The organism is Clostridium sp. (genome assembly GCF_036781005.1).
GTDB lineage: Bacteria > Bacillota > Clostridia > Clostridiales > Clostridiaceae > Clostridium_B.
Map to the genome: position 1 here is coordinate 12,997 of NZ_DAIQBT010000008.1, position 22,434 is coordinate 35,430.

The window sequence follows — 22,434 nt, forward strand, 5'->3', positions numbered from 1 at the left end:
ATCTATTTACTTAAACTTAAATTTGTTTACCTACAAGAGAAAAAGAAGTTGCCTTAGTTATTTCAACTTTTACTAATTTCCCTATAGAAGAATTATCTCCTTGAAAATTAACCAATTTCCCAGTTCTGGTTCTCCCCATAAGTTTTGTATTATCATTTTTACTAGGCCCCTCCACCAATATTTCCTCTATTCTTCCTTTATAAGCTTTATTTTTTTTAGCAGAAGATTCATTTATTATCTCTACCAGCCTATTAAATCTCTCATGCTTAGTATCCTCTGAAATTTGCTCCTCTATATCATAAGCAGGAGTACCTTCTCTTTTTGAATATATAAACGTAAATGCAGAATCAAATTCTACTTCTTTTGCTAAATTCAATGTTTCTTGAAAATCCTCTTCTGTTTCACCTGGAAAACCTACAATTATATCTGTAGTTATAGATGCTCCTGGAATATTGTCTCTTATTCTATTTACAAGAGCCAGATACTGTTCCTTTGAATAACTTCTGTTCATTTTTTTAAGTATACGAGTAGATCCTGATTGCACCGGAAGATGTATATGTTCACATATTTTATCACACTTAGAAATTACCTCTATTACATCTTCAGTCAAATCTTTAGGATGAGAAGTCATAAATCTTATTCTTTCAATGCCCTCTATATCATTAATCCTTTTTAAAAGTTCACTGAAATTTACCTTTGGATTTAAATTTTTTCCATAAGAATTTACATTTTGACCAAGCAGTGTAACTTCCTTATATCCCTTTGAAACCAGTTCTTTTATTTCATTTTCAATATCCTCCGGTTTTCTGCTTCTCTCCCGTCCCCTTACATAAGGTACTATACAGTACGAACAGAAGTTATTACAACCATACATTATAGTTACAAAAGCTTTTACACTGCTCTCCCTATCTATTGGAACTCCCTCTACAATTCCATCTTCTTTATCTTGTATCTCCATTACAGATGCATTCTGTCTGTTTACCCTATTTAAATACTCTGGAAACTTATAGGCATTATGAGTGCCAAATATTATATCTACAAAGGGGAATTTCTTTATTACTTTTTCTGCCATGCCTTTTTGCTGCATCATACATCCACATAGTGCTATTATAAGTTCAGGCTTTTGTTTCTTCAGATTTTTTAAAGCTCCTAAATTCCCATATACCTTAAGTTCTGCATTTTCTCTTACACAACAGGTATTAAATATGATTAAATCTGCAGAAAGTTTATCCTCTGCTTTTTTATATCCCATTTTTTTTAATATTCCAGATAATTTTTCCGAATCTTCTTCATTCATCTGGCAGCCGTATGTAGAAATAAAAAAACTCTTATTTCTAACTTTATTTTCCATATATGTTACCTCCATTGGCATTAAATTCACACTGTATTATAACACAATAATCAATAAAAAATAAACATACCAAAGAAGGTGATGTAGGAAATTTAAAATTCGATAACGAAACATTTGATATTTGTAGTTTCCATGAATGGATTCCACTTTCATTGTGAACTTTCTACTGGCAAAAAAAGGCTGGTTTACACCACCCTTTCAATCTATTATTGAAATTCATAATCAAAAATCAATAGTTTATTTTATATGAACAAACTCCACCTAAACCTTATACTTGATTAAAGGCCCACTTCTTTCTTCAGTTTGTCTCTATCACCATTACATCGAATCAACTTAAGCGTATACGCTTGTCTTTCTACACTCTCAAATTCATGAAATATATGGATTTTATTTGTATAGATATTAATATATTCAAAAACACTGTCCACTAAATTTTCTTTTGCTTCTTCTAATGTATCTCCTTCTCCATAAACATTTATTTCATTTAAATTTATTACATAAAAATTTCCTTTCATTTGTATATCTGGCTTAAACCTAAAAAATCCCATTAAAAAATTTATATAAGAAGTTTTTATATGATTTACCTCTTCTTTTTTGCTTTCATTTTTATTTATGTACTTTTCTAATATACCATTTAATTTAATGCTGTAGTTTTTTACATCCTTAATATTAAATTTTGCTTCCAGTAAAGCTTTCATATTGTTACACCCCATCTATTCATAATTGGCAAATAACTTTTTAATTTAAATACCTATTTTCTAATTAAATTTAAAAGTTTATTTTTCCCGATAAGCCCTGATATAATATGCACAAACCACACTAAAACTATCACTACCATAATATCATAACAAAAATTCAACAGAAATAAATGTTTTCCAAAATCACCGTGACCTGAGCCTATAACAGGTAAAATAAGTTGTGATGCCCCAGATAAAAGTATAAAAAATAACATTAATATAAGAAGACGTATCTCTCTGCCTTTATTTTTTATGAAATACCTCAATATTATAATAAAATATACTAGTGAAAACAAAATAAAAATAAAAATATTTCTATGTACTCTAGGATAACTATTTACAAGATTGGTTCTAAAAGTATTTATTTTCTTATTGGGATTATATTGACCCTTTGCAAAATTCCAGGGTCCTGGTTTTTCAAAAGCATAGGCACTTTCTGCAGACTCCACAATTTTTTGCCAAAGTCTTACTGGATGTTTTATATAAAACGCTAATATTTTTACTGGAGAAAGTTTTGGATAAAACTTCTTTTGCATTTCTTCTCCCACAGGGTCATGTCCAGAATGTCTGTTATAAAATGATTTCCCATAAAAAACCATAAACTTTTTATCTACACCAAGTTCCTCCAAATCTTTTTGAGGATTTTCAGATCCCCTTAACACCCCCAAAAAAACTGATTGATATATATTGTTTTGATTCATTCTATCCGTTAATGAACCATAGGCAGCACCACAAAGTATAGTTACCATTAAAGAACTTATTATAATACATATTCTATGTTTTTTACATTTATAATACACAAATAATCCTGCATAAACTAAAAACATAAAAATAAGCAGCGGTAATTCCTGTGCTTTAGAAGTCAGAAACCCTGCAGAAGCTACAAAAAAATATATAAAATGTCTTATAGAAGGGTTATCCCTAGTTATTAGATTTAAGTAAGTGCCAAAACTTAAAAAAAAGAATACAATAGTTCCTGCTTCTCCATAAAAAGAATTAAAATAAGTTATATAGGATGTATCTGTAAAAAACAAAACAATAAGTATTCCTGCTGACACCTTTAATAAATTAGATAACCTTTTAAAATTAATTATAAGAAATATTGCCCATAAAAATATTACAGAATACACAAAAGATAGATATCTTATGTTAAATAGCTTATTATCGAATTGATGTACCAATAGTGATATAAATACTGCTAATTTTAATAATATACTTCCAGAAACCCAGTTTTTATCAAAAAATATGTACATATGTGATTTCGATATTATATAATTCAAATGTACAAATCTGTCATAAATTCCCTCATAAGTAGTGGATAAATCCCACAGCCCCCCATATAAAAGAAGTCTTCCAAAATCTCCATTATCACATTTTCCTAAAATAGGATATATAAAAAGAGTATTTATCAATATGGCTCCTATAATCAATAGAATTATTGTCTGAATCAAATAATTATTTTTAATATAAATTAATTTTTCCCTAAACCATTTCATTTAATTTAAACTCCATCATTTTATTTTTAGCTTGCATTAAATACTTCTTCAAAATGACAAGAAACTCCTTCTAAAAACAAAAAATTTAATGTTTTCTTAATAGTTATTCATAGAAGAACTTATAGTTGAAAAATTTCTTCGAAAACTATATTATTGTATATATAATATAATTAGAACTTAGGAGAGGATGGACATTTATATGAGATTGTCAAATAGAATTTTAAATATGCAGTTTTCACCTATTCGTAAACTGGCACCCTATGCTGCAGAAGCAAAAAAAAGAGGTATTAAAGTTTATCATTTAAATATTGGTCAACCAGATGTACTGACTCCAGATATATTTTTCAAGGCAATTGAAAATTTCAAAGAAAATGTATTGAAATATACGGATTCACAGGGCATGGATGCACTTCAAGAAAGCTTCATAAAATATTACAAAAAATGGGGTACAGAATTTTCTAAAGATGAACTTGTGGTAACTAACGGTGGTAGCGAAGCTATAATGCTAACCTTTATGACAATATGTGATCCGGGAGATGAAATAGTTTCCCCGGAACCCTTCTATACCAATTACAATGGTTTTGCAGAGTCAGCTTCAGCTAAAATGGTTCCATTTTTAACAAAAGCTGAAGATGGATTTCACCTGCCAGATAAAAAAATAATAGAAAGCAAAATAACCCCTAGAACAAAAGCACTTATGATTTCAAATCCTGGTAATCCTACTGGAACTGTATACACCGCAGAAGAACTTAGAATGCTGGCAGATATAGTTAAAGAACATGACCTATATTTAATAGCCGATGAAGTTTATAGAGAGTTCGTATACGATGGATTAAAATACACTTCCACACTTACTTTAAAGGATATAGCTGATAGAGTTATAATTGTAGACAGCATATCTAAACGTTATAGTGCCTGTGGTGCTAGAATTGGCTTAGTAGCATCAAAAAATAAAGAATTTATGCACAATATAATGAAGCTGTGTCAAACCAGATTATGTGTACCTACCGTAGAGCAAATTGGAGCAGCAGCTTTAAAAGACACTCCTGACAGCTATTTTGTGGAAACAAGAAAAGAATATGAAAAGAGAAGAAATATATTAATGGAAGGTCTTCAGAAAATCCCAAATGTTATATGCAGAAAACCTAGTGGTGCTTTTTACATAGTTGCTAAATTACCTATATCAGATTCACAAGATTTTGCAAAATTTTTATTAACTGACTTCAATAAAAATGGTAAAACTGTAATGGTTGCCCCTGCTGACGGTTTTTATGCTACTGAAGGTCTTGGAAAAGATGAAATAAGAATATCTTACTGTTTAAATTGCGATGATTTAAAAGATGCTATGGGTTTATTAAAAATAGCTCTGGAAGAATACACAAAAACTAAAAAATAATTTATTCCATTATTTTTTACCTTCTGAATATAAACTAAATAAGAGTTTACCTTAAAGTAAACTCTTATTTGGTTTAATAAGAATTATTTTTCTAGTTCCCAGTTAAATCTTTCTTTTCTAACCTTAAATCCAACACTTTTATATAGATTTAATGCTTTATAATTAGAATTCCGTACTTTTATAACTGTTTTATGAAAATCATTTTGGTATATTATATTTAAGAGATAACTTAAAAGATATTTACTATACCCTCTGCCTCTATACTTTTGTATTATACCAAAGTTAACTATAACAGGAATATCATTTTCTATTATGATCTGACCGTATCCTATATATTCCTTATTTCTTTTTAAAAAAACAGATCCTTCTTCAAAATAGTAACTCTGTAATTGTTCCATGTATATGTCTTCCAAAATCAAAGGTATTCTATTTTGTTCATGAAATATCTCATTTTGTATAATACATCTTTTTTGTTCGTCTTTTCCTTTTTTAAACATTTCAAAATTCAGATTTTCCCCTATGCCTAAATCCACACTTCCATGTATTTCCCTAAAAAGAACCAAGGTACCTTCTTTTTTTTCAAAACCTATATTTTCAAGCAGTATGGAGTTGTAAGTATTATCTTCACATAAATATTTTAAAATACAGTGTTTCTTTATAGTGCTTATCAAATATACATAGGGTTTACTGTCTTCCTTTTCATCAGTGATAGCTACAGCTACATTCATTGCATTTATATTATACACATTTTTACATATTATATCAGTCCAAATATAGCCTATATAATCAAAATTATTTCTAAGCAATTTTACTGTTCTTCTTAAGAATATCTGTTTGGCGAAATTAGATTTATCATATACTTCAAAAAAATCTTTGTTTAGATTATTAAACAACCTTCTTTCGGAATTCAGTTTTTTAAAACAATTTAAATTTCTCTTTACCAATGATACACATTCATACATATAAATTTCCCCTAAACCTATTGTTTAGAATAATAAATGAACTTTAAAATAAGAGACCATCTCCCGGCGATGATCTCCTATATATTTGAGGCTTTTACTTCTACAACTTGTTCAAATATACCTCTTTTTATTTCAGTTGCCGTCATATTTTTTGCATTAAATTTTTCAGTCATGTAGTTACAAGCATCCCAAGGATTTATTCTATCTCCACAAGTAAACACATCCACAGCAGCATAACCAAGCTCAGGCCACGTATGAATAGTTAGATGGGATTCAGATATTATAACTACTCCACTTATGCCCTGAGGGCTAAATTTATGAAATGCAACTTCTCTGACTTCTGCTCCTGCCTTCAAAGCTGAATCTACCATTATTCTCTCTATAAAGTCTTTATTATTTAATATTTCGCCGTCACATCCATAAATCTCTGCTAGAATATGTCTCCCTAATTCATTCATTTTTCACATCTACCCCCTTTGAAAAAAATATAACAATTAAATTTTATCAAAAATAATAGAAAAGTCAATATATAATACTAATATTAAAAATTTACTTTTAAAATCTCTATTTTTTAAAAGATTTCTCTGATTTCCTATGTATATCATATAAAAATATAGTATTTACTTAAATTCAAGTAAATATATTTGTAAAATAAACTATATTTTATCTTCGGGTATTAAATTTTTAGCGGTATTTTAATGGTAAATGTGAAAAAATTCTATAGAACAAATATTAAATTTCATCTACTTCTTTTATACTTAGAGCTATCTTTTCATTTTCCTTATTTACTTCTAAAATTTTTGCTTTTATTTCTTGTCCAATCTCCAGTGCATCTCCTGGTTTATCTATTCTTTTATGACTTATTTGGGATATATGTACTAACGCATCTACCCCAGGTTCCAATTCTACAAATGCACCAAAGTTAGCAAATCTAACTACTTTTCCAAGGACTACACTTCCTACTGGATATTTTATATCTACATTATTCCAAGGATCCTCCATAAGTTTCTTTAAAGACAAGGATAATTTTTTCTTTTCCTTATTTATATCCAATATATAAACTTGAATTTTATCCCCTATTTTCAAAACATCTCCCGGTTTATTAACTCTTCCCCAGGATAGTTCAGACACATGAAGAAGTCCATCAACACCCTGTACATCAACAAATGCACCAAAATCAGTTAATCTTCTAACTTCTCCTTCTACTACCGTATCTTTCTCAAGCTTGTTCCAAGTTTCTTCTTCCCTCTTTTCTCTTTCCAGCCTCAAAATTTCCCTTCTTGACGCTACTACTCTAGTTCCTTTTCTCTCCTGTTTAAATTCAATTATATTAACTTCCAATTCCTTATCTAAATATTGAGAAAGATCATTTACATGATATAGTTCCACATGGGAGGCCGGTATAAAAACTCTAGCTCCTTTATAATTAGCTACTAATCCTCCATTTACATCTTCTTTTACTGTAACTTTTAAAGATGTCTTATTTATACTAGAATCTTCTAATTCTTTATAGGCATTTTCTCTGTCTAATTCTAATTTGGATAATACCACATAGCCATCTTCATTTTGCCTTCTTATTACTTTAACATCCAATTCATCTCCAACACCAATCAATTCCTCTAAATTGGCGCCATCTTCCCTTGTAACTTCAGATTTTGGAAGTATTCCATCTGATTTATATCCTATATTTAAAAAAACCTCTTTCGAATTTACAGATATTACTACCCCTTTAATTTTTTCCCCCAATATTACCTGGGTATCATTTTTATCCATATAAGATAATTGTTCATTTAATTCTAAATTTTTGTCATCACTCATTTTTAAAACTGCCTCCTTTATTATCCAATTGGGTGTTGAAGCTCCTGCTGTAACACCTATAGTTTTAATTTTATTTGTCTTAATTATATTATCAGGTATTTCTCCTGAATTTTCAACATGAATTGTATTATTACAATTATTTTTACATATTTCGTAAAGCTTGGTAGTATTAGAACTGTTTTTACCACCTATTACTACCATCATATCTACTTTCTTTGATATACGTTCTGCAGCTTTCTGGCGGAACTCTGTAGCACTGCATATAGTATTGAATGCAATAAACTCCTTGCATTTTTTAGCTACTATATTCAATACCTTTTCCCAATTAGACTGTTTTTCTGTAGTTTGTGAAACTATACATATTTTTAAAGGTAACTCATCTAAATCCACGCCATTTTTTGATATAATGCCGGTATTTTCACACCACCCATTTATGCCTAATACTTCAGGATGGTTAATATCCCCTACTATCAATATACTATACCCTAATTTATAATACTTTTCTACTTTTTTCTGTATGTTGGAAACATAAGGACAGGTGGCATTTACCACATTGATCTTTCTATTTTCTAAAAAATCTAATATGTATTTTGCCACACCATGAGAACGTATTACAACTACATCATTTTCCTCAAGATTATATATCTTATCCAACTCTATAGGATATATACCTTTTTCCTTTAAATTATTCACTACATCACTATTATGGATCAAAGGACCTAGGGTATATATATCCTTTTTGAATTTTTTTCTAGCATTTACAGCCTCAGTAACAGCTCTCTCCACTCCAAAGCAAAATCCAGATTTATCTGCCAATATAATGTTCATATACTCCACCTTTAGAACTACTCTTTAATATATTTTTTTATGTAACCTGAAATAATTTCTACCACCTGATAAATAGAAAGTCCAGATGAATTTATTTCCACAGCATCTTCTGCTTTTATAAAAGGTGAAGATGCCCTATGGGAATCCATATAATCTCTCTTAATTATCTCCTCTAATATATCATCATACTCCACATCTATATTTTTCTTTCTTAATTCCAAATATCTTCTCTTTGCTCTTTCACTGGCACTAGCTGTAAGGAAAAACTTCAAAGGTGCATTTTTTAAAACTACAGTACCTATATCCCTACCATCCATAATTACATTAAATTTTCCCGCCATATCTTGCTGCAATTTCACAAGCAACCTTCTAAGCTTAGAGATGGCAGCATAATTAGACACATTATTACTTACATTGGGGTGCTTTATATCCTCTGTCAAATCTTCGCCATTTACAATGAGTTTTTCTCCTTCAAAATGTATTTCAAGGGATTTCACAACTTCACATACCCTATCTACATCCTTGTAGCATATTCCATTCCTCATACATAAAAGTGCAGCTGCCCTATACATAGAGCCTGTATTTATATACATAAGATTAAATTTATGGGCTATAATATTTGCTATAGTACTTTTACCTGCAGCTGCAGGTCCATCAATTGCTACAGATATATTCAAAATGTCATTCCGCCTTTCCATCTTCAAAAAACATATCATAAATTAATATGAGAAGTCCCATATTAAAATCCTACTTATATATTCTATAAAAAAATATAAAATCCTTTATTTATATTATTATTGATTGAATTAAATTCATAATTCATTTTTAATTTTACTTCCTGCTAAAAATCCAGTAGACAATGCAATTTGCATATTGAAGCCTCCAGTATTGGCATCCACATCTATTATCTCCCCTGCAAAATATAAATTTGAGACTATTTTTGAATTCATGGTAGAGGAATCTATTTCTTTAATACTAACTCCACCTGATGTAATTATAGCCTCTTCTATGGGTCTAACACCTTTTATATGCATAGTAAAATTTTGCAATAATACAGCCAACTGCTGTCTTTCATCCTTAGTTATGGAATTACATTTTTTATCTGATTCTATACCGCATAAATTTAAAATTACCCCAATAAGTTTCTTAGGAAGTAATCCACCTAAAGAGTTTTTAAAACTTTTATTTGAATGATTTAAAAATTCCCTCTGCAGCCTTTTATCTAATTCCTGAAAATTAAGAGCAGGTTTCAAATTTACAACTGCTTTTAATTTTTTATTGTTTTTTACCACTCTGCTGGCACTTAGAACAACCGGTCCTGAAATTCCAAAATGAGTAAACATCATTTCTCCAAATTCCCTATATAAAATATTATTATTAGAATCCACTACACTTAATTCTACATTTTTAAGCGAAAGCCCCTGCAACATTTTTACCCAATCCTCTTTAATTTCCATAGGAACAAGAGCTGGTGTAATTTTTGTTATAGTATGCCCTAGATCTTCAGCTATTTTATATCCTTCTCCCGTGGAGCCGGTTTGTGGATAGGACATCCCTCCTGTACAAAGTATGAATATTTCTCCTGCTATAACTGAACTATCTTCAAGTTGAACTACTTTTATAAGATTATTCCTACAAATAAATTTTTTAATTTTAGAATTAAGCTTTATCACCACATTTTTTCTTATCAATTCTTTTTCCATGGCTTTAATTAAATCAGAAGATTTATCGGACTTCGGGAAAACCCTTCCCCCTCTTTCAATTTTTAAATCCACTCCTAACTTATTGAAAAATTCAAAAGTATCTTTATTTGTAAAAGAATAAAGGGAACTATATAAAAAATAAGAATTTACAGGTATATAGTCAAAAAACTCACTTATATCTTTCGAATTGGTTATATTACATCTTCCCTTTCCCGTTATAAACATCTTTTTCCCGAGTTTTTCATTTTTCTCAATTAAAGTAGTATTAAATCCCCTATTTGCAGCAGTTATTGCCGCCATCATTCCAGAGGGTCCTCCCCCAATTACTATTACCTTTGCCATTAATTCATACACCTTATTTCCAAACTAATTTTGATCTTTTAGTGAATACACCTCATATTCTTGCCATATAGTTTCAAGATCTGAAAAAGTAGAGGAAATTTTTTCTTTTTCCTGCAATCCAACAGCAATAACAAGTGCATTAATTACACTTAATGGGGCCACCAATGAATCTACAAAAGAAGTCATATTGCTTTGAGCAATTAAAGTATAATCCGCCCTAGCCGCCAGAGGAGACAAAAGGCTGTCTGTAATAGCTACTACTTTAGCATTCCTGCTTTTTGCAAAAGCCAGAGCCTCTATGGTTCTCACAGCATATCTTGGAGATCCTATTCCTATTACCAGATCATTACTTGTCAAATTTATCATCTGTTCAAAAATATCACTTATTCCATATCCCACAACTTTTACATTATCTAATATTAAATTTAAGTAAAATCCCAGAAAATCTGCAATGGCAGTAGAACTCCTGAGTCCTATTATATATATTTTATCTGCCTTGAATATATTGTCTACCACATCATCAAAAGTCTTGTGGTTTATTTTTTCAAGAGTAGCTCTTATATTTTCCATGTCAGATTTCAAAACACTTTTCAGTGGACTTTCCTGACTTACAAAATCATTTGATAACTCAATTCTCTGTACTGTAGTAAGCTTATTTTTTATAAGTTCTTGAAGAGATTTTTGCAACTTTGGATAGCCTGAAAACCCCAATTCATTTGCAAATCTAACTACAGTGGATTCACTTACTCCTACATTTATCCCTAATTTTGCAGCTGTCATAAAAGCAGCCTTGTCATAATGTTTTAAAATATATTCGGCTATTAATTTTTGACCTTTACTCAATCTTGGAAATTTAATTTGAATTGTTCTTATTAAGTCCTGATTATTGGTGCTTTCCATTTACTTCATTCCTTTCTCTCCATCCATGTCAACTTTGCAATATTTGTTTCATTTTAACATCTATTGAGTAAATTATCAATATAATATTCAATTGTTTATTCAATTAACTATTTAATCATTCTTATAAATATTTATTACACTTTTATTATTCCTCTTGCATATTCCAAAAGTGAAACCATAATCACTTAAATTTTTATTCAAAAAATCCACAATTTTATACATATCTTCATAGTCCTTAAACTCTTTTGATGAAATTAATTCTAATTCATTTTTCATAATAACTTTCCACCTTTTATGTATTGTATTTCTTTTTTAGTTAGATATCTCCATGTTCCTTCCTTAAGATTACCAAGCTTTATATCTCCTATAGCAATTCTCCTTAAATCCATTACAGGATGTCCTATGGCATCACACATCCTTCTAACCTGCCTATTTTTTCCTTCATGTATTTCTATTATTACTTTTGAATTTCCATCTTTTGAACCAATATAATTAAATTTTGATTTAGCCGTTATATATCCTCCTATGTCTATGCCATTTTCAAATCGTTTTATCTCTTTATTAGAAGGTACTCCTTTTATTGCAGCAACATATACTTTAGGTTTATTGCTTCCTGGATGAGCTATATTATTATAGATACTGCCATCATTTGTAAGTATTATAGCCCCGGAAGTATTATAATCAAGCCTTCCTATGGGGTAAACTCTTTCACTTACCTGTACTATATCAAGAAGTGTCTTGCGCTCCCTGTCATCTTTAACAGAAGATATATATCCTTTAGGTTTATTTAATAATATATATACTTTTCTATTTTCTTTTTTTATTCTTTTATTATCTATCAGAATTTCATCCTTTTTATCATCAATTGTTGTTCCTATCCTATCTATAGTTACGCCATTCACTTTTACTCTTCCTTCTAATATTATACTTTCACATTTTCTTCTTGATGCCACTCCACAGGAAGCCATATATTTATGTAATCTTTCTATCATATTATCCATCATCCATCCTATCTACAACATTAAGTATAGTATACTTGATATAATAAAATTAATCCTCAGTGATATTATTGAGGATTAATTTTATTATTCTACTTCCTGTATACTTATTTGTCTTATATGTTTAGTGTGATTCCATTCTTTGTTATTCTTGTCCAATATTCCTTGTATTGTTATTGGTATCCATGTCAAAGTATATATACCGTAGAGCAGATACCATACAAATATTCTAAGGGAACGTTTGCCACCTAACAAGGATATTCCTATTATAAATACCAAAAAATATATAATAGTTCCAGATACTGTCTCTAAAAGAGTAGGTGAATTAAACAACAGAGCGAGTACCACTATATTGAAGGAATATAGAACGAATATAGAAAACATCCTCTTTGACAATTTATTTTCCAGCATCATTATAAAAGGTGTCACCAGAAATTGAACTATACTAAAGGTTTTCCATACTATAGGTATGAAATATATATTTATAACAAATATATTCAATCCATGAGTATTCTGTAGAATAGTTATAAAGGCTGAAAGCCCTATCAATAAAGTTACAAAAGGCTGTATAGTATATATGGCACAGTCAAGTGCAGTTAGATTTTTATCTATCAGTGCTTTTTTTACAAGTTTAAAGAAGAATCTGGATGCAACATCTGTAAATCCTTGCATCCATCTTTTTCTCTGATGCCAGGATTGTTTTAGTGTTAAAGGCTTTTCATCATATACTACAGCATTATGAGCCCATCCCACTTTATATCCATTTAATACCAATTTGCAAGTAAACTCTAAATCTTCAGTTAAACAAGTAGCACCCCATCCAAGTTGCTTTAGTATATCTGTATCCATACAAAAGCCAGTGCCTCCGATTTGATTTGATAATCCAAGATTTGATCTAGAAAGTTGAAAAAGCCTATTGGCAGTCCAAAAAGAAATTGAATAGGAACCAGTTATCCATGAATCATTAGGATTTTTACTGTCTATGTAACCTTGAACAACTTTATATCCTTGACATAGTTTATAATTCATTTCCATGAGAAAATTCTTTGAAACCAAATTATCTGCATCAAAAACAGCTATAGAATCATATTGTTTATCCATTTTAAATATTTTATTGAACATCCATTCTAGTGCATATCCTTTTCCTTTTTTATCTGGAACTTTTCTTTCAAACACATTTACATTATATTTTCTTGCTATGGATGCCGTATTATCTTCACAATTATCCGCAATAACAAAAATATCATACATATCTTTAGGATAATCAAGATCTTTTAAACTTTCTATTATTTTTGCAATAACCATCTCTTCATCATGAGCTGCTACCAAAAGGGCAAAAGTATTTTTAGGCACACATTTATCTGCACCATTATCTCTTTTTTTATAGAGTCCAAATAAAGAAAGTACCAGGTAATACATTGTGATTGTGAAAACTGATATTTGAAAAATAGCTGTAAAATTAAAAATAAACTCTTTCATCACAAAAATCCTTCCTTATATAATATATTTATCCTATTATACTGAAACAAATATACATCAAGTGATTCTTAGGATCAGGTGGATTTTACCTATAGAAAATATCTATATCCATCTGAGCCTTCTTAAAGTATCTTAGTATCTTTAAACACTTAAAATACGTTATCCTTTAGGAGAAGAACTTATCCAGGGACTGTTATGAAAATGACAGTCTTCAGATAAAATACCGTATATCATGATACCACAGATTTTCACTTATGTAGTATATGTCGGAATATTCTAACCAATAAAATCTATATATTTTTTCTTTTCATACTAAAGTAACTTTATATAAATCTTCTCTTCTATGCTGAAATACAGGTATAGATTTTCTTACTTCATATATATATTTCAAATCTATCTCCGATAATAGTATTCCCTCTTTTTCATCTAATATATTTAATATCTTTCCCCAGGGATCTACTACAAGAGAATTTCCATAAGACACATAAGAATAATTCATATTTCTTGCTGGTGATATTCCTACAGTATATAGTTGATTTTCTACTGCAGCACTTCTAAATAACAGTTCCCAATGAGATGGTCCCGTAGTTGTATTAAAAGAAGCTGGAATAAATATAATTTTTGCTCCTTGAAGTGCCATAAGTCTCATAAGTTCAGGAAATCTTACGTCATAACAGACAGCTACACCTATTTTTCCCCATTTTGTATCTATTACAGTAACTTTGTCTCCAGGAGTCAAAACTTCTGATTCTTTAAATGTTATTTTACCTTTTATATCTACATCAAATAAATGCATTTTTCTATGCTTTCCTATTAATTCTCCTTTTTCATCGAATACAAAAGAAGTATTATATATTTTTCCTTCATCATCAATTTCAGGTATAGAACCTCCAACTATATATATTCCTATATCTTTAGCTGTAGAGGATAACATGTTTAAAGTTTCTCCCCTGCAATCCTCCCTTTCTGCATATTCTCTAAAATACTTGACATTGTAGTAACAATTAAACATTTCCGGCAGTGCTACTATATCAGCTCCTTTACTTGCAACCTCATATATAGCTTCCTTTGCTCTTTTTATATTGTTACTTTTTGAAGACTTTGAAATCATCATTTGACACAAGCCTATTTTCATAACAAAACACCTTCTTTTAATTACCTCATGTATTTGCTTATAACATTCCAGTCCTTACAATTATTATATACCCTTAATTATAGTTTATTATTGTGGACTATTCAATGATAGATAAAAATTTAATATTTAAGATACAATTTACCTGCCTATATTTTACTATCACCCCCATATAACATAAAATTTTATTCTAATATAAATTAACACTATTGATTAAAAATACCCTGCATTATATAATTTTAATATTGTCATTTAAGTTAAAAATAATAAACTATTATGAATAGGAGATCATCTAATGAAACAACATGCCCTTTCCAGAACCGAGTTATTGTTTGGAAAAGAAGCTTTAGAAAAATTAAAACACTGTACTGTGGCACTATTTGGTTTAGGTGGTGTAGGAAGCTTTGCTCTTGAAGCTTTAGTAAGAGGAGGTATAGGCCATATTATATTAGTAGATGATGATACAATTTGTCTAACAAATATAAACAGACAGATACATGCCACCTTTAGTACAATAGGTAAATATAAAGCAGATGTCTTAAAAGACAGGATTTTAGACATAAATCCTAATTGTAAGGTAGATTCCTATAAAATATTTGCAGATGAAAGCAATATAGATACTATTGTACCTCTCACTACCCACTATGTAATTGATGCCATTGATACTGTATCTTCAAAAATATCCCTTATATTATGGTGTAAAAATCATAATATAAATATAATTAGTTGTATGGGTACTGGTAATAAACTAGATCCCACTAAATTTAAAATATCCGATATTTATAATACGAAAATATGTCCTCTAGCTAAAGTAATGAGACACGAACTGAAAAAACGAGGGATAAAGGATTTAAAGGTATTATATTCAGAGGAAATTCCTAAGAAACCCAAAACGGAAGAAGTTACAACTTGTGAAGAAGGATGTGTATGTACTGGCGGCTCAAAAAAGTGTGTATACAAACGTCAAATACCCTCCAGCAATTCTTTTGTTCCTCCTGTGGCAGGAATGATATTAGCAGGCCAAGTAATTAAAGACCTACTATCATTATGAGCATTTATCCAAAGGCCCACAACATCACTTTATAGGAGCCTTTGGATAAGTTTATTCAGGATAATTAAGATTTTTCTCACTAATATTCTCCAGTACATTCTCCAAATATTTTCTTGCCAGATATTTAGCCATAGGCAAATTCATATCAAGGTAATTTCCACAATCTCTAGGTGATGCACCTGGAATTTCTCCATCATATTCTGCAATAAATTGAAACATATCTTTAACCAAGCCTATAATCTCTCTTGATTCAAATTCCTTATTATCCCCCAATAGCAAATACAACCCTGTCCTACATCCCATAGGTCCAAAATAAACTATCTTGCTGCCATACTCTTTGTGATTTCTGAGAAAAGTTGCTCCCAGATGCTCAATAGCATGAAGTTCAGCGGTATTCATTACTGGTTCAAAATTTGGTCTTGTCATTCTGATATCAAAAGTAGTTATTATTGCTCCATTAATATTATCTTTCCTTGAAACATACACTCCAGGCAATAGTTCCAAGTGATTAATTGTAAAACTAGTTATCTTATTCATATCTATCTCCATTTCATTTTTTATATAATTAATTATAGTATATATTCTTATATTTTTCTATGTTGCTTGTTTACTTTTATTTTGTATTTACATAATATATATAATGTAAATATTATTTTTTATTCCAAAATAGAAAGGATACAAATACTCCTATTATAATTACTCCAAATATAGTCTCCAGCATAACCAATATCCTTACAAGCATAGAGTTTGGTAAAATATCCCCATAGCCCAGTGTAGTCATAGTAACAGCACTAAAGTACATAAAATTCCATATAGGATATTGAAAATTTCCATTTATTATGGATTTAAGTACCAAAGGACTATTATCTAAAAAGGATATAGAATTTTCTATAAGTTTTGGAAAGTAAAAATTTAAAGGATAATAAAAATATTCTTTCTTGAAAATTTCATTACAGAGTAAATTATAATCATTTACCCAAATATATTTGCTTTCTATCTTTTCAAATTTATTCTTAGCACTTTTTTTATAGCTTTTGAAATCCTTATATTTTTCCTTTTCATCTATTTTGTAAAAACATATTTTTAACTTATTACTATTAAATTTGCTGCTTACTTTATCTTCTCCTAAATCTTCTATACTTATATGAGTGATATCCCGGCTTTGAAATAAAAGATAATAATAATTAGCCCAATTTTCCCCTAATACTTTATCAAAAGCAAATATATTTACATAAAAAGAGGACTCTGCAGTTTCCAGCTTTGCAATAGGTCTTTTATATTCTTTAGAGGATATAAGATATTCCACCATATCTTTAAGTTCCCTATTATATATGATAATATTTAAATTCTTTCTAAAAGCCTCCACCTTTGTATTCATATTCACATCATTTTGAAATATAAAAAATTCTCCCTGGGAGTCATTTGCTATATCCCAGTAAATAAGTCCAAAAGAGACTAATATAATTACATAAAGTAATGCCAACATAAATAAAATAGTTCTTTTTTTGAGTTTATGTAAACTAACAAACCACCTCATAATATAACCTCTACAATTAATAAAATAGATATATCTATTTATACTTTTACAAAAAGCTTATTATCACATCTATTTATTGCAATAAAAAGAAATCTACTTATTCAGCAGATTTCTTTTTATTAATTCATATTAATCTTCTTCTATAATTTTATATAATATATTTAATCCTTCTTCCAGATCTTCTTTTGAAATAACAAGAGGAGGCAATAATCTCACTACATTTGGCCCTGCAGTCAGTACAAGAAGACCTTTTTTTAAAGCCTCTTTTTGTATTTTAGATGCTTCTCCTTCAATTTCTATTCCTATCATAAGTCCCATTCCACGAACTTCTAATATGTTTTTTTTGTTTTTATTTTTAAAATACTTTCTAACAAAGTTTCCTTTTTCACGCACTTCCTTTAAAAAAGAATCTTCACTTATTACATTCAATACTTCTAGTGCACCTGCTGCACAAACAGGATTTCCCCCAAAAGTAGAGCCATGATCTCCATATTGAAAGGTGTTGTTTAATTTTTCATTACAAAGCACAGCACCTATAGGTAATCCTCCTCCCAAACCCTTTGCAGTGGACATAATATCCGGACATACACCATAATTGTTAAACCCGTATAGTTTACCTGTTCTTCCTATGCCACATTGAATTTCATCACATATAACTAAGATGTCATCTTTTTTTGCTATTTCAAAAACCTTATGAACAAATTCTTCACTTAATGGATTTATTCCTCCCTCTCCCTGGATAGGTTCTATCATAATAGCACAAATTGATGAGTCTATAGATTTTTCTAATTCTTTAACATTAGCCTCTGCATATTTAAAGCCTTCAGTAAAAGGATAAAAATATTTATGAAGTTTTTCCTGACCTCCTGCTTTTAATGTGGTTATAGTTCTACCATGAAAACTCTTTTTTAATGTAAGTATGGTATTTCTAGCCTTTCCATGTTTATCAAAACTATACTTTCTTGCCAGCTTTATAGCTCCTTCATTAGCTTCTGCACCAGAATTACAAAAAAACACCTTACTCATATCTGAAGTTTCAGTAAATTTTTTAGCTAGTTCCAATACAGGAATATTCAAAAATATGTTAGAAGTATGGACTACCCTTTCCAGTTGGGCTTCTACAGCTTTAATCCAGTTCTTATTCCCATAACCTAAAGCCATTACACCAATGCCTGATGTAAAATCCAGGTATTCCTTGTTATCTGTATCAAACAGCTTGCACCCTTCTCCATGAGTGAATACCACAGGAAGATGGTTATAAGTATTCATAAGATATTTTTTTCCATAATCTAAATAATCCAAATCAATCTCCTCCTAATAAATCATAGTTCCTATGCCTTCTTTTGAAAATAATTCCACAAGAAGACAATGAGGTACCCTTCCATCAATAATATGTGCACTTTTAACCCCTGACTTGATAGCCTCAACACAACAATTGATTTTAGGTAACATTCCACCTTTTATAATATTATCTTCATATAATGCCTCAATATCTTTTAATCTTAATTCTGAAATTAAAGTAGAATTATCTTCTATATCTGTCATAACCCCAGGTACATCCGTAAGAAGTATCAAATTTTGTGCCTTCAGAGCCGCTGCAATTTTAAAAGTACATGTATCTGCGTTTACATTATAGGTTTCATTATCCTCTCCAAGAGCTACACTACTTATTACTGGAATATACCCATTATCTATAGAACTTATTATAATTTCAGTATTTATATCTGTTATCTCCCCTACTTTTCCAAGATCCACATCTTTTGAAATCTTTTTAGCCTTTATCATGGCTCCATCTATTCCACAAAGTCCAAGAGCTTTCCCTCCATAACTTTGAATCAATTTCACCAAATCTTTATTTACCTTTCCACTAAGTACCATTTGAACTACATCCATGGTTTCTTCATCTGTATATCTCAATCCATCTATAAAAATACTCTCTTTATTTAATTTCTTTAAATAAGAAGAGATAAATGGCCCTCCTCCGTGAACAACTACCAAATTTATTCCCACACATTTCATAAGTACTAAATCATTTATAATATATTTTTTAAGCTGTTCATCCAACATAACACTGCCACCATACTTAACAACTATTGTTTTTCCTCTGTATTTTTGAATATAGGGCAATGATTCCGCTAATATTTTTGCCACCTCATTATGATTCAATTCCTCCCATACCTCCTTAAGACATATAACTTCCATTAATTTTTACATAATCATAGGTTAAATCACAACCCCAGCAGCATACACTATAATTCCCAGAATTAAAATTTAAAACTATGCCTACTACGTTCTCTGAAAGTATGTCTACAGACTTTTCAATTGAAAAATCCACAGGATTGCCATTTTTAAATACAAGTATACTTCCCTTTGAACTTTCCATGGATACTTCCAGTTTATTTATATCAAAGTCTACCCCTGAATATCCTATTGCATCTAATATTCTGCCCCAATTGGCACTTCTTCCAAACAAAGCAGTTTTTACAAGACTTGAACATATTACTGATTTACCTAACATTTCCCCCTCTTTCTCTCCAGCTACATTCATAATTCTACATTCTATTAATTTAGTGGCGCCCTCTCCATCCTTTGCAATCATTTTAGCCAATTCTATATTTAACTTCTTTAATGCCTGTAAAAATATGTTATAATCTTCATCTTCCTCTTCTATAACAGGATTTTCAGCTAATCCATTGGCCATAACAATTACCATGTCATTGGTAGAGGTATCTCCATCTACTGAAATTCTATTATAACTTACCCTTACACTTTCTTTTAATGCCTTGTTTAAAAGATTTGCATCTATATTTACATCCGTGGTAATAAAAGAAAGCATAGTTGCCATATTAGGGTGTATCATCCCAGACCCCTTTGCCATGGCTCCAATTACCACCTTTTTTCCTCCAAGTTCAAAGGTTACAGCCAATGTCTTTTTAAAAGTATCTGTGGTAAGTATGGCTCTTGCTGCATCTTTTCCCCCATTTTTATTTAATCTCTTCGTAAGACATGGAATAGCTTTTTTTATAGCACCAATATTTAATTTCACACCTATAATTCCTGTGGAGGCTACAAGTACATTGTTCTCTTCAATCTGCAATTCTTCCCCCACACTTCTGCACATCTCTTTTGCATGGTTTATTCCCTCTTCCCCTGTACAGGTATTGGCATTTCCACTATTTATAATTATAGCTTGAGCCTTTTTATTTTCTAAATGTTCTTTTGTAACTAAAAGAGGTGCCCCCTTAACTATGTTTTTAGTATATACTCCTGCTGAATTACAAGGTTTAGTTGACATCACAAGAGCTAAATCCTGCAAATTATTCTTCTTAAGGCCACAGCTAATTCCAGAAGCTGTAAAACCTTTAGGAGAAGTAATTCCACCTTCTACAATTTCTAAATTCATCTTAAATGTCCTCCTTAAAATTTAATTAAAAAACGGCTGGTACATAGGTAAGTCCTTCTCTTTCATCCAAGCCCAATAGGATATTCATATTTTGAATTGCCTGTCCTGCTGCTCCTTTTATCATATTATCTAAACATGATATAATTATAAGCTTATTATTTTCACTATCATAATGCATAGAAATACAACAATAGTTAGAAAGCCGTACATTATTTACTTTAGATACTTCTCCTAAAGGAAGTATTCTTACAAAAGGCTCTTCCTTATAGAATTCACAATATTTCTGGTATATACTTTCTATATCTATTGAACTCTTAGGAGTTGTATATATAGTAGATAAAATTCCCCTGTTTATTGGAATCAAATGTGGAATAAAAGTAAGTTTTACTTTTTCTTCTGACACACTACTCAAATTTTCCTCTATTTCTGGAGCATGTCTATGATTTGCAACTTTATAAGCACTAAAACTCTCGTTGCAATTTACAAAATGACTGCTTTCACTAAGAACTTTTCCCGCACCAGTTAATCCTGATTTACAATCTGCAATTATACCTTTTTCTTCTATTAAGCCCTCAGAAATAAGCGGTAAAATACCAATTTGGACAGAAGTAGCATAACACCCTGGATTTCCTACAATCTTACATTCTTTTATATATTTCCTGTTTAATTCCGGAAGTCCATATACAGAATTTTCATGCAATTCTGGTGTAACAAAATTTTTACCATACCATTTTCTATATGAAGATTCATTTTTAAATCTAAAATCTGCACCCATGTCTATACATATTTTATTTTTAGCCACTGCCTTTTCCACAATAGGTTCACTTACTCCACTTGGCAAAGCTAAAAAAATTAAATCACTTTTTTTTATAATTTCATCATCTTTTTCACATACAAGTTCTTTCAAGTCATAAAAGCCTGGATATAAACTATTTATAGGTTTTCCCTTATAGCTTGTAGATGATATACCTGATATTTGAATTTTGTTATGATTTGACAAGAGCCTTATTAATTCCGCTCCTACATAACCTGTTCCTCCAACAACTCCTACCTGTATCAAATCAATTTGCCTCCTTTTAAATCATAATTGGCTATAAAAATATAATAACTACATATTTTTTAAATATGTAGTTATTATATGACTTTATAAATAAATATGCAATATTTTTTTATAAAAATTAATTCAATATTTTTCATAAGCACTTGAAAAATTCATGTTAAAAAGCATTTTTTCTAAAATTATCCTATGATTTTGAAATTATTTCATTATAAATATGCAATAATAAAAAAATAAAAGTCTT

21 protein-coding genes are annotated in these 22,434 nt (G+C 29.9%); 2 read left to right on the forward strand and 19 right to left on the reverse strand.

What is annotated here, in order from left to right:
• Window positions 1-16: 16 nt before the first annotated feature.
• From miaB to wsfD, 3 genes are all read right to left on the reverse strand, one after another.
• The gene (gene miaB, locus V7Q02_RS04710; RefSeq protein ID WP_333859838.1) at window positions 17-1,351 is read right to left on the reverse strand and encodes a tRNA (N6-isopentenyl adenosine(37)-C2)-methylthiotransferase MiaB; all 1,335 of its coding nucleotides are present in this window, start codon (window positions 1,349-1,351) and stop codon (window positions 17-19) included.
• A 278-nt stretch (window positions 1,352-1,629) separates the two neighbouring features.
• Complete coding sequence (locus V7Q02_RS04715; protein WP_333859839.1) at window positions 1,630-2,049, reverse strand: hypothetical protein; 420 nt, start codon at window positions 2,047-2,049, stop codon at window positions 1,630-1,632.
• A gap of 53 nt (window positions 2,050-2,102) precedes the next feature.
• Complete coding sequence (gene wsfD / locus V7Q02_RS04720; RefSeq protein ID WP_333859840.1) at window positions 2,103-3,584, reverse strand: glycan biosynthesis hexose transferase WsfD; 1,482 nt, start codon at window positions 3,582-3,584, stop codon at window positions 2,103-2,105.
• Window positions 3,585-3,783: 199 nt separating this feature from the next.
• Between wsfD and V7Q02_RS04725 the strand changes: the two genes are divergently transcribed.
• Window positions 3,784-4,980, forward strand: a complete 1,197-nt coding sequence (locus V7Q02_RS04725) for a pyridoxal phosphate-dependent aminotransferase (RefSeq protein ID WP_333859841.1) — start codon at window positions 3,784-3,786, stop codon at window positions 4,978-4,980.
• Window positions 4,981-5,063: 83 nt separating this feature from the next.
• Here V7Q02_RS04725 and V7Q02_RS04730 read toward each other — a convergent pair whose 3' ends face one another.
• The 10 genes from V7Q02_RS04730 to V7Q02_RS04775 all read right to left on the reverse strand — a co-directional run bounded on the left by V7Q02_RS04730 (window position 5,064) and on the right by V7Q02_RS04775 (window position 15,145).
• Window positions 5,064-5,942 carry a GNAT family N-acetyltransferase gene (locus tag V7Q02_RS04730; protein ID WP_333859842.1) on the reverse strand — a complete coding sequence of 293 codons (879 nt, stop codon included), beginning with the start codon at window positions 5,940-5,942 and terminating at the stop codon, window positions 5,064-5,066.
• 77 nt (window positions 5,943-6,019) lie between these two features.
• Window positions 6,020-6,400: an adenosylmethionine decarboxylase gene (speD, locus tag V7Q02_RS04735; protein WP_333859843.1), complete on the reverse strand. Its 381-nt coding sequence runs from the start codon at window positions 6,398-6,400 to the stop codon at window positions 6,020-6,022.
• 274 nt (window positions 6,401-6,674) lie between these two features.
• Complete coding sequence (locus tag V7Q02_RS04740; RefSeq protein WP_333859844.1) at window positions 6,675-8,588, reverse strand: bifunctional 4-hydroxy-3-methylbut-2-enyl diphosphate reductase/30S ribosomal protein S1; 1,914 nt, start codon at window positions 8,586-8,588, stop codon at window positions 6,675-6,677.
• Between the two features lie 17 nt (window positions 8,589-8,605).
• A complete protein-coding gene (cmk, locus tag V7Q02_RS04745) occupies window positions 8,606-9,265 on the reverse strand; it encodes a (d)CMP kinase (RefSeq protein WP_333859846.1) in 660 nt (219 codons plus the stop codon).
• Between the two features lie 135 nt (window positions 9,266-9,400).
• Window positions 9,401-10,633: an NAD(P)/FAD-dependent oxidoreductase gene (locus V7Q02_RS04750; protein ID WP_333859847.1), complete on the reverse strand. Its 1,233-nt coding sequence runs from the start codon at window positions 10,631-10,633 to the stop codon at window positions 9,401-9,403.
• Window positions 10,634-10,657: 24 nt separating this feature from the next.
• On the reverse strand, window positions 10,658-11,533 hold the full coding sequence (locus V7Q02_RS04755; protein WP_333859848.1) for a MurR/RpiR family transcriptional regulator: 876 nt from the start codon (window positions 11,531-11,533) through the stop codon (window positions 10,658-10,660).
• Window positions 11,534-11,644: 111 nt separating this feature from the next.
• The gene (locus V7Q02_RS04760; protein WP_333859849.1) at window positions 11,645-11,809 is read right to left on the reverse strand and encodes a YpmA family protein; all 165 of its coding nucleotides are present in this window, start codon (window positions 11,807-11,809) and stop codon (window positions 11,645-11,647) included.
• Complete coding sequence (locus V7Q02_RS04765; RefSeq protein ID WP_333859850.1) at window positions 11,806-12,525, reverse strand: pseudouridine synthase; 720 nt, start codon at window positions 12,523-12,525, stop codon at window positions 11,806-11,808. Before V7Q02_RS04765 ends, V7Q02_RS04760 begins: the two co-directional genes overlap by 4 nt.
• 93 nt (window positions 12,526-12,618) lie before the next feature.
• Window positions 12,619-14,010, reverse strand: a complete 1,392-nt coding sequence (locus V7Q02_RS04770; RefSeq protein WP_333859851.1) for a glycosyltransferase family 2 protein — start codon at window positions 14,008-14,010, stop codon at window positions 12,619-12,621.
• Between the two features lie 307 nt (window positions 14,011-14,317).
• Window positions 14,318-15,145 (reverse strand): carbon-nitrogen hydrolase family protein, encoded by an 828-nt coding sequence (locus tag V7Q02_RS04775; RefSeq protein ID WP_333859852.1) that lies wholly within the window; start codon window positions 15,143-15,145, stop codon window positions 14,318-14,320.
• A gap of 292 nt (window positions 15,146-15,437) precedes the next feature.
• On the opposite strand from V7Q02_RS04775, the gene V7Q02_RS04780 reads away from it, so the two are divergent.
• Window positions 15,438-16,193 (forward strand): tRNA threonylcarbamoyladenosine dehydratase, encoded by a 756-nt coding sequence (locus V7Q02_RS04780; RefSeq protein WP_333859853.1) that lies wholly within the window; start codon window positions 15,438-15,440, stop codon window positions 16,191-16,193.
• Between the two features lie 51 nt (window positions 16,194-16,244).
• Here the strand turns inward: V7Q02_RS04780 and V7Q02_RS04785 are convergent, their stop codons facing one another.
• The 6 genes from V7Q02_RS04785 to argC form a co-directional block, all read right to left on the reverse strand.
• Window positions 16,245-16,730 carry an S-ribosylhomocysteine lyase gene (locus V7Q02_RS04785; RefSeq protein WP_333859854.1) on the reverse strand — a complete coding sequence of 162 codons (486 nt, stop codon included), beginning with the start codon at window positions 16,728-16,730 and terminating at the stop codon, window positions 16,245-16,247.
• Between the two features lie 112 nt (window positions 16,731-16,842).
• Window positions 16,843-17,730, reverse strand: a complete 888-nt coding sequence (locus V7Q02_RS04790) for a potassium channel family protein (RefSeq protein WP_333859855.1) — start codon at window positions 17,728-17,730, stop codon at window positions 16,843-16,845.
• A 129-nt stretch (window positions 17,731-17,859) separates the two neighbouring features.
• Window positions 17,860-19,032 carry an aspartate aminotransferase family protein gene (locus tag V7Q02_RS04795; RefSeq protein ID WP_333859858.1) on the reverse strand — a complete coding sequence of 391 codons (1,173 nt, stop codon included), beginning with the start codon at window positions 19,030-19,032 and terminating at the stop codon, window positions 17,860-17,862.
• A gap of 12 nt (window positions 19,033-19,044) precedes the next feature.
• Window positions 19,045-19,896, reverse strand: coding sequence for an acetylglutamate kinase (argB, locus tag V7Q02_RS04800; protein ID WP_333859937.1), 852 nt, complete (start codon window positions 19,894-19,896; stop codon window positions 19,045-19,047).
• A 16-nt stretch (window positions 19,897-19,912) separates the two neighbouring features.
• Window positions 19,913-21,133, reverse strand: coding sequence for a bifunctional glutamate N-acetyltransferase/amino-acid acetyltransferase ArgJ (argJ, locus tag V7Q02_RS04805; protein ID WP_333859859.1), 1,221 nt, complete (start codon window positions 21,131-21,133; stop codon window positions 19,913-19,915).
• Between the two features lie 25 nt (window positions 21,134-21,158).
• Window positions 21,159-22,193, reverse strand: coding sequence for an N-acetyl-gamma-glutamyl-phosphate reductase (gene argC / locus V7Q02_RS04810; RefSeq protein ID WP_333859860.1), 1,035 nt, complete (start codon window positions 22,191-22,193; stop codon window positions 21,159-21,161).
• Between the last annotated feature and the right edge of the window lie 241 nt (window positions 22,194-22,434).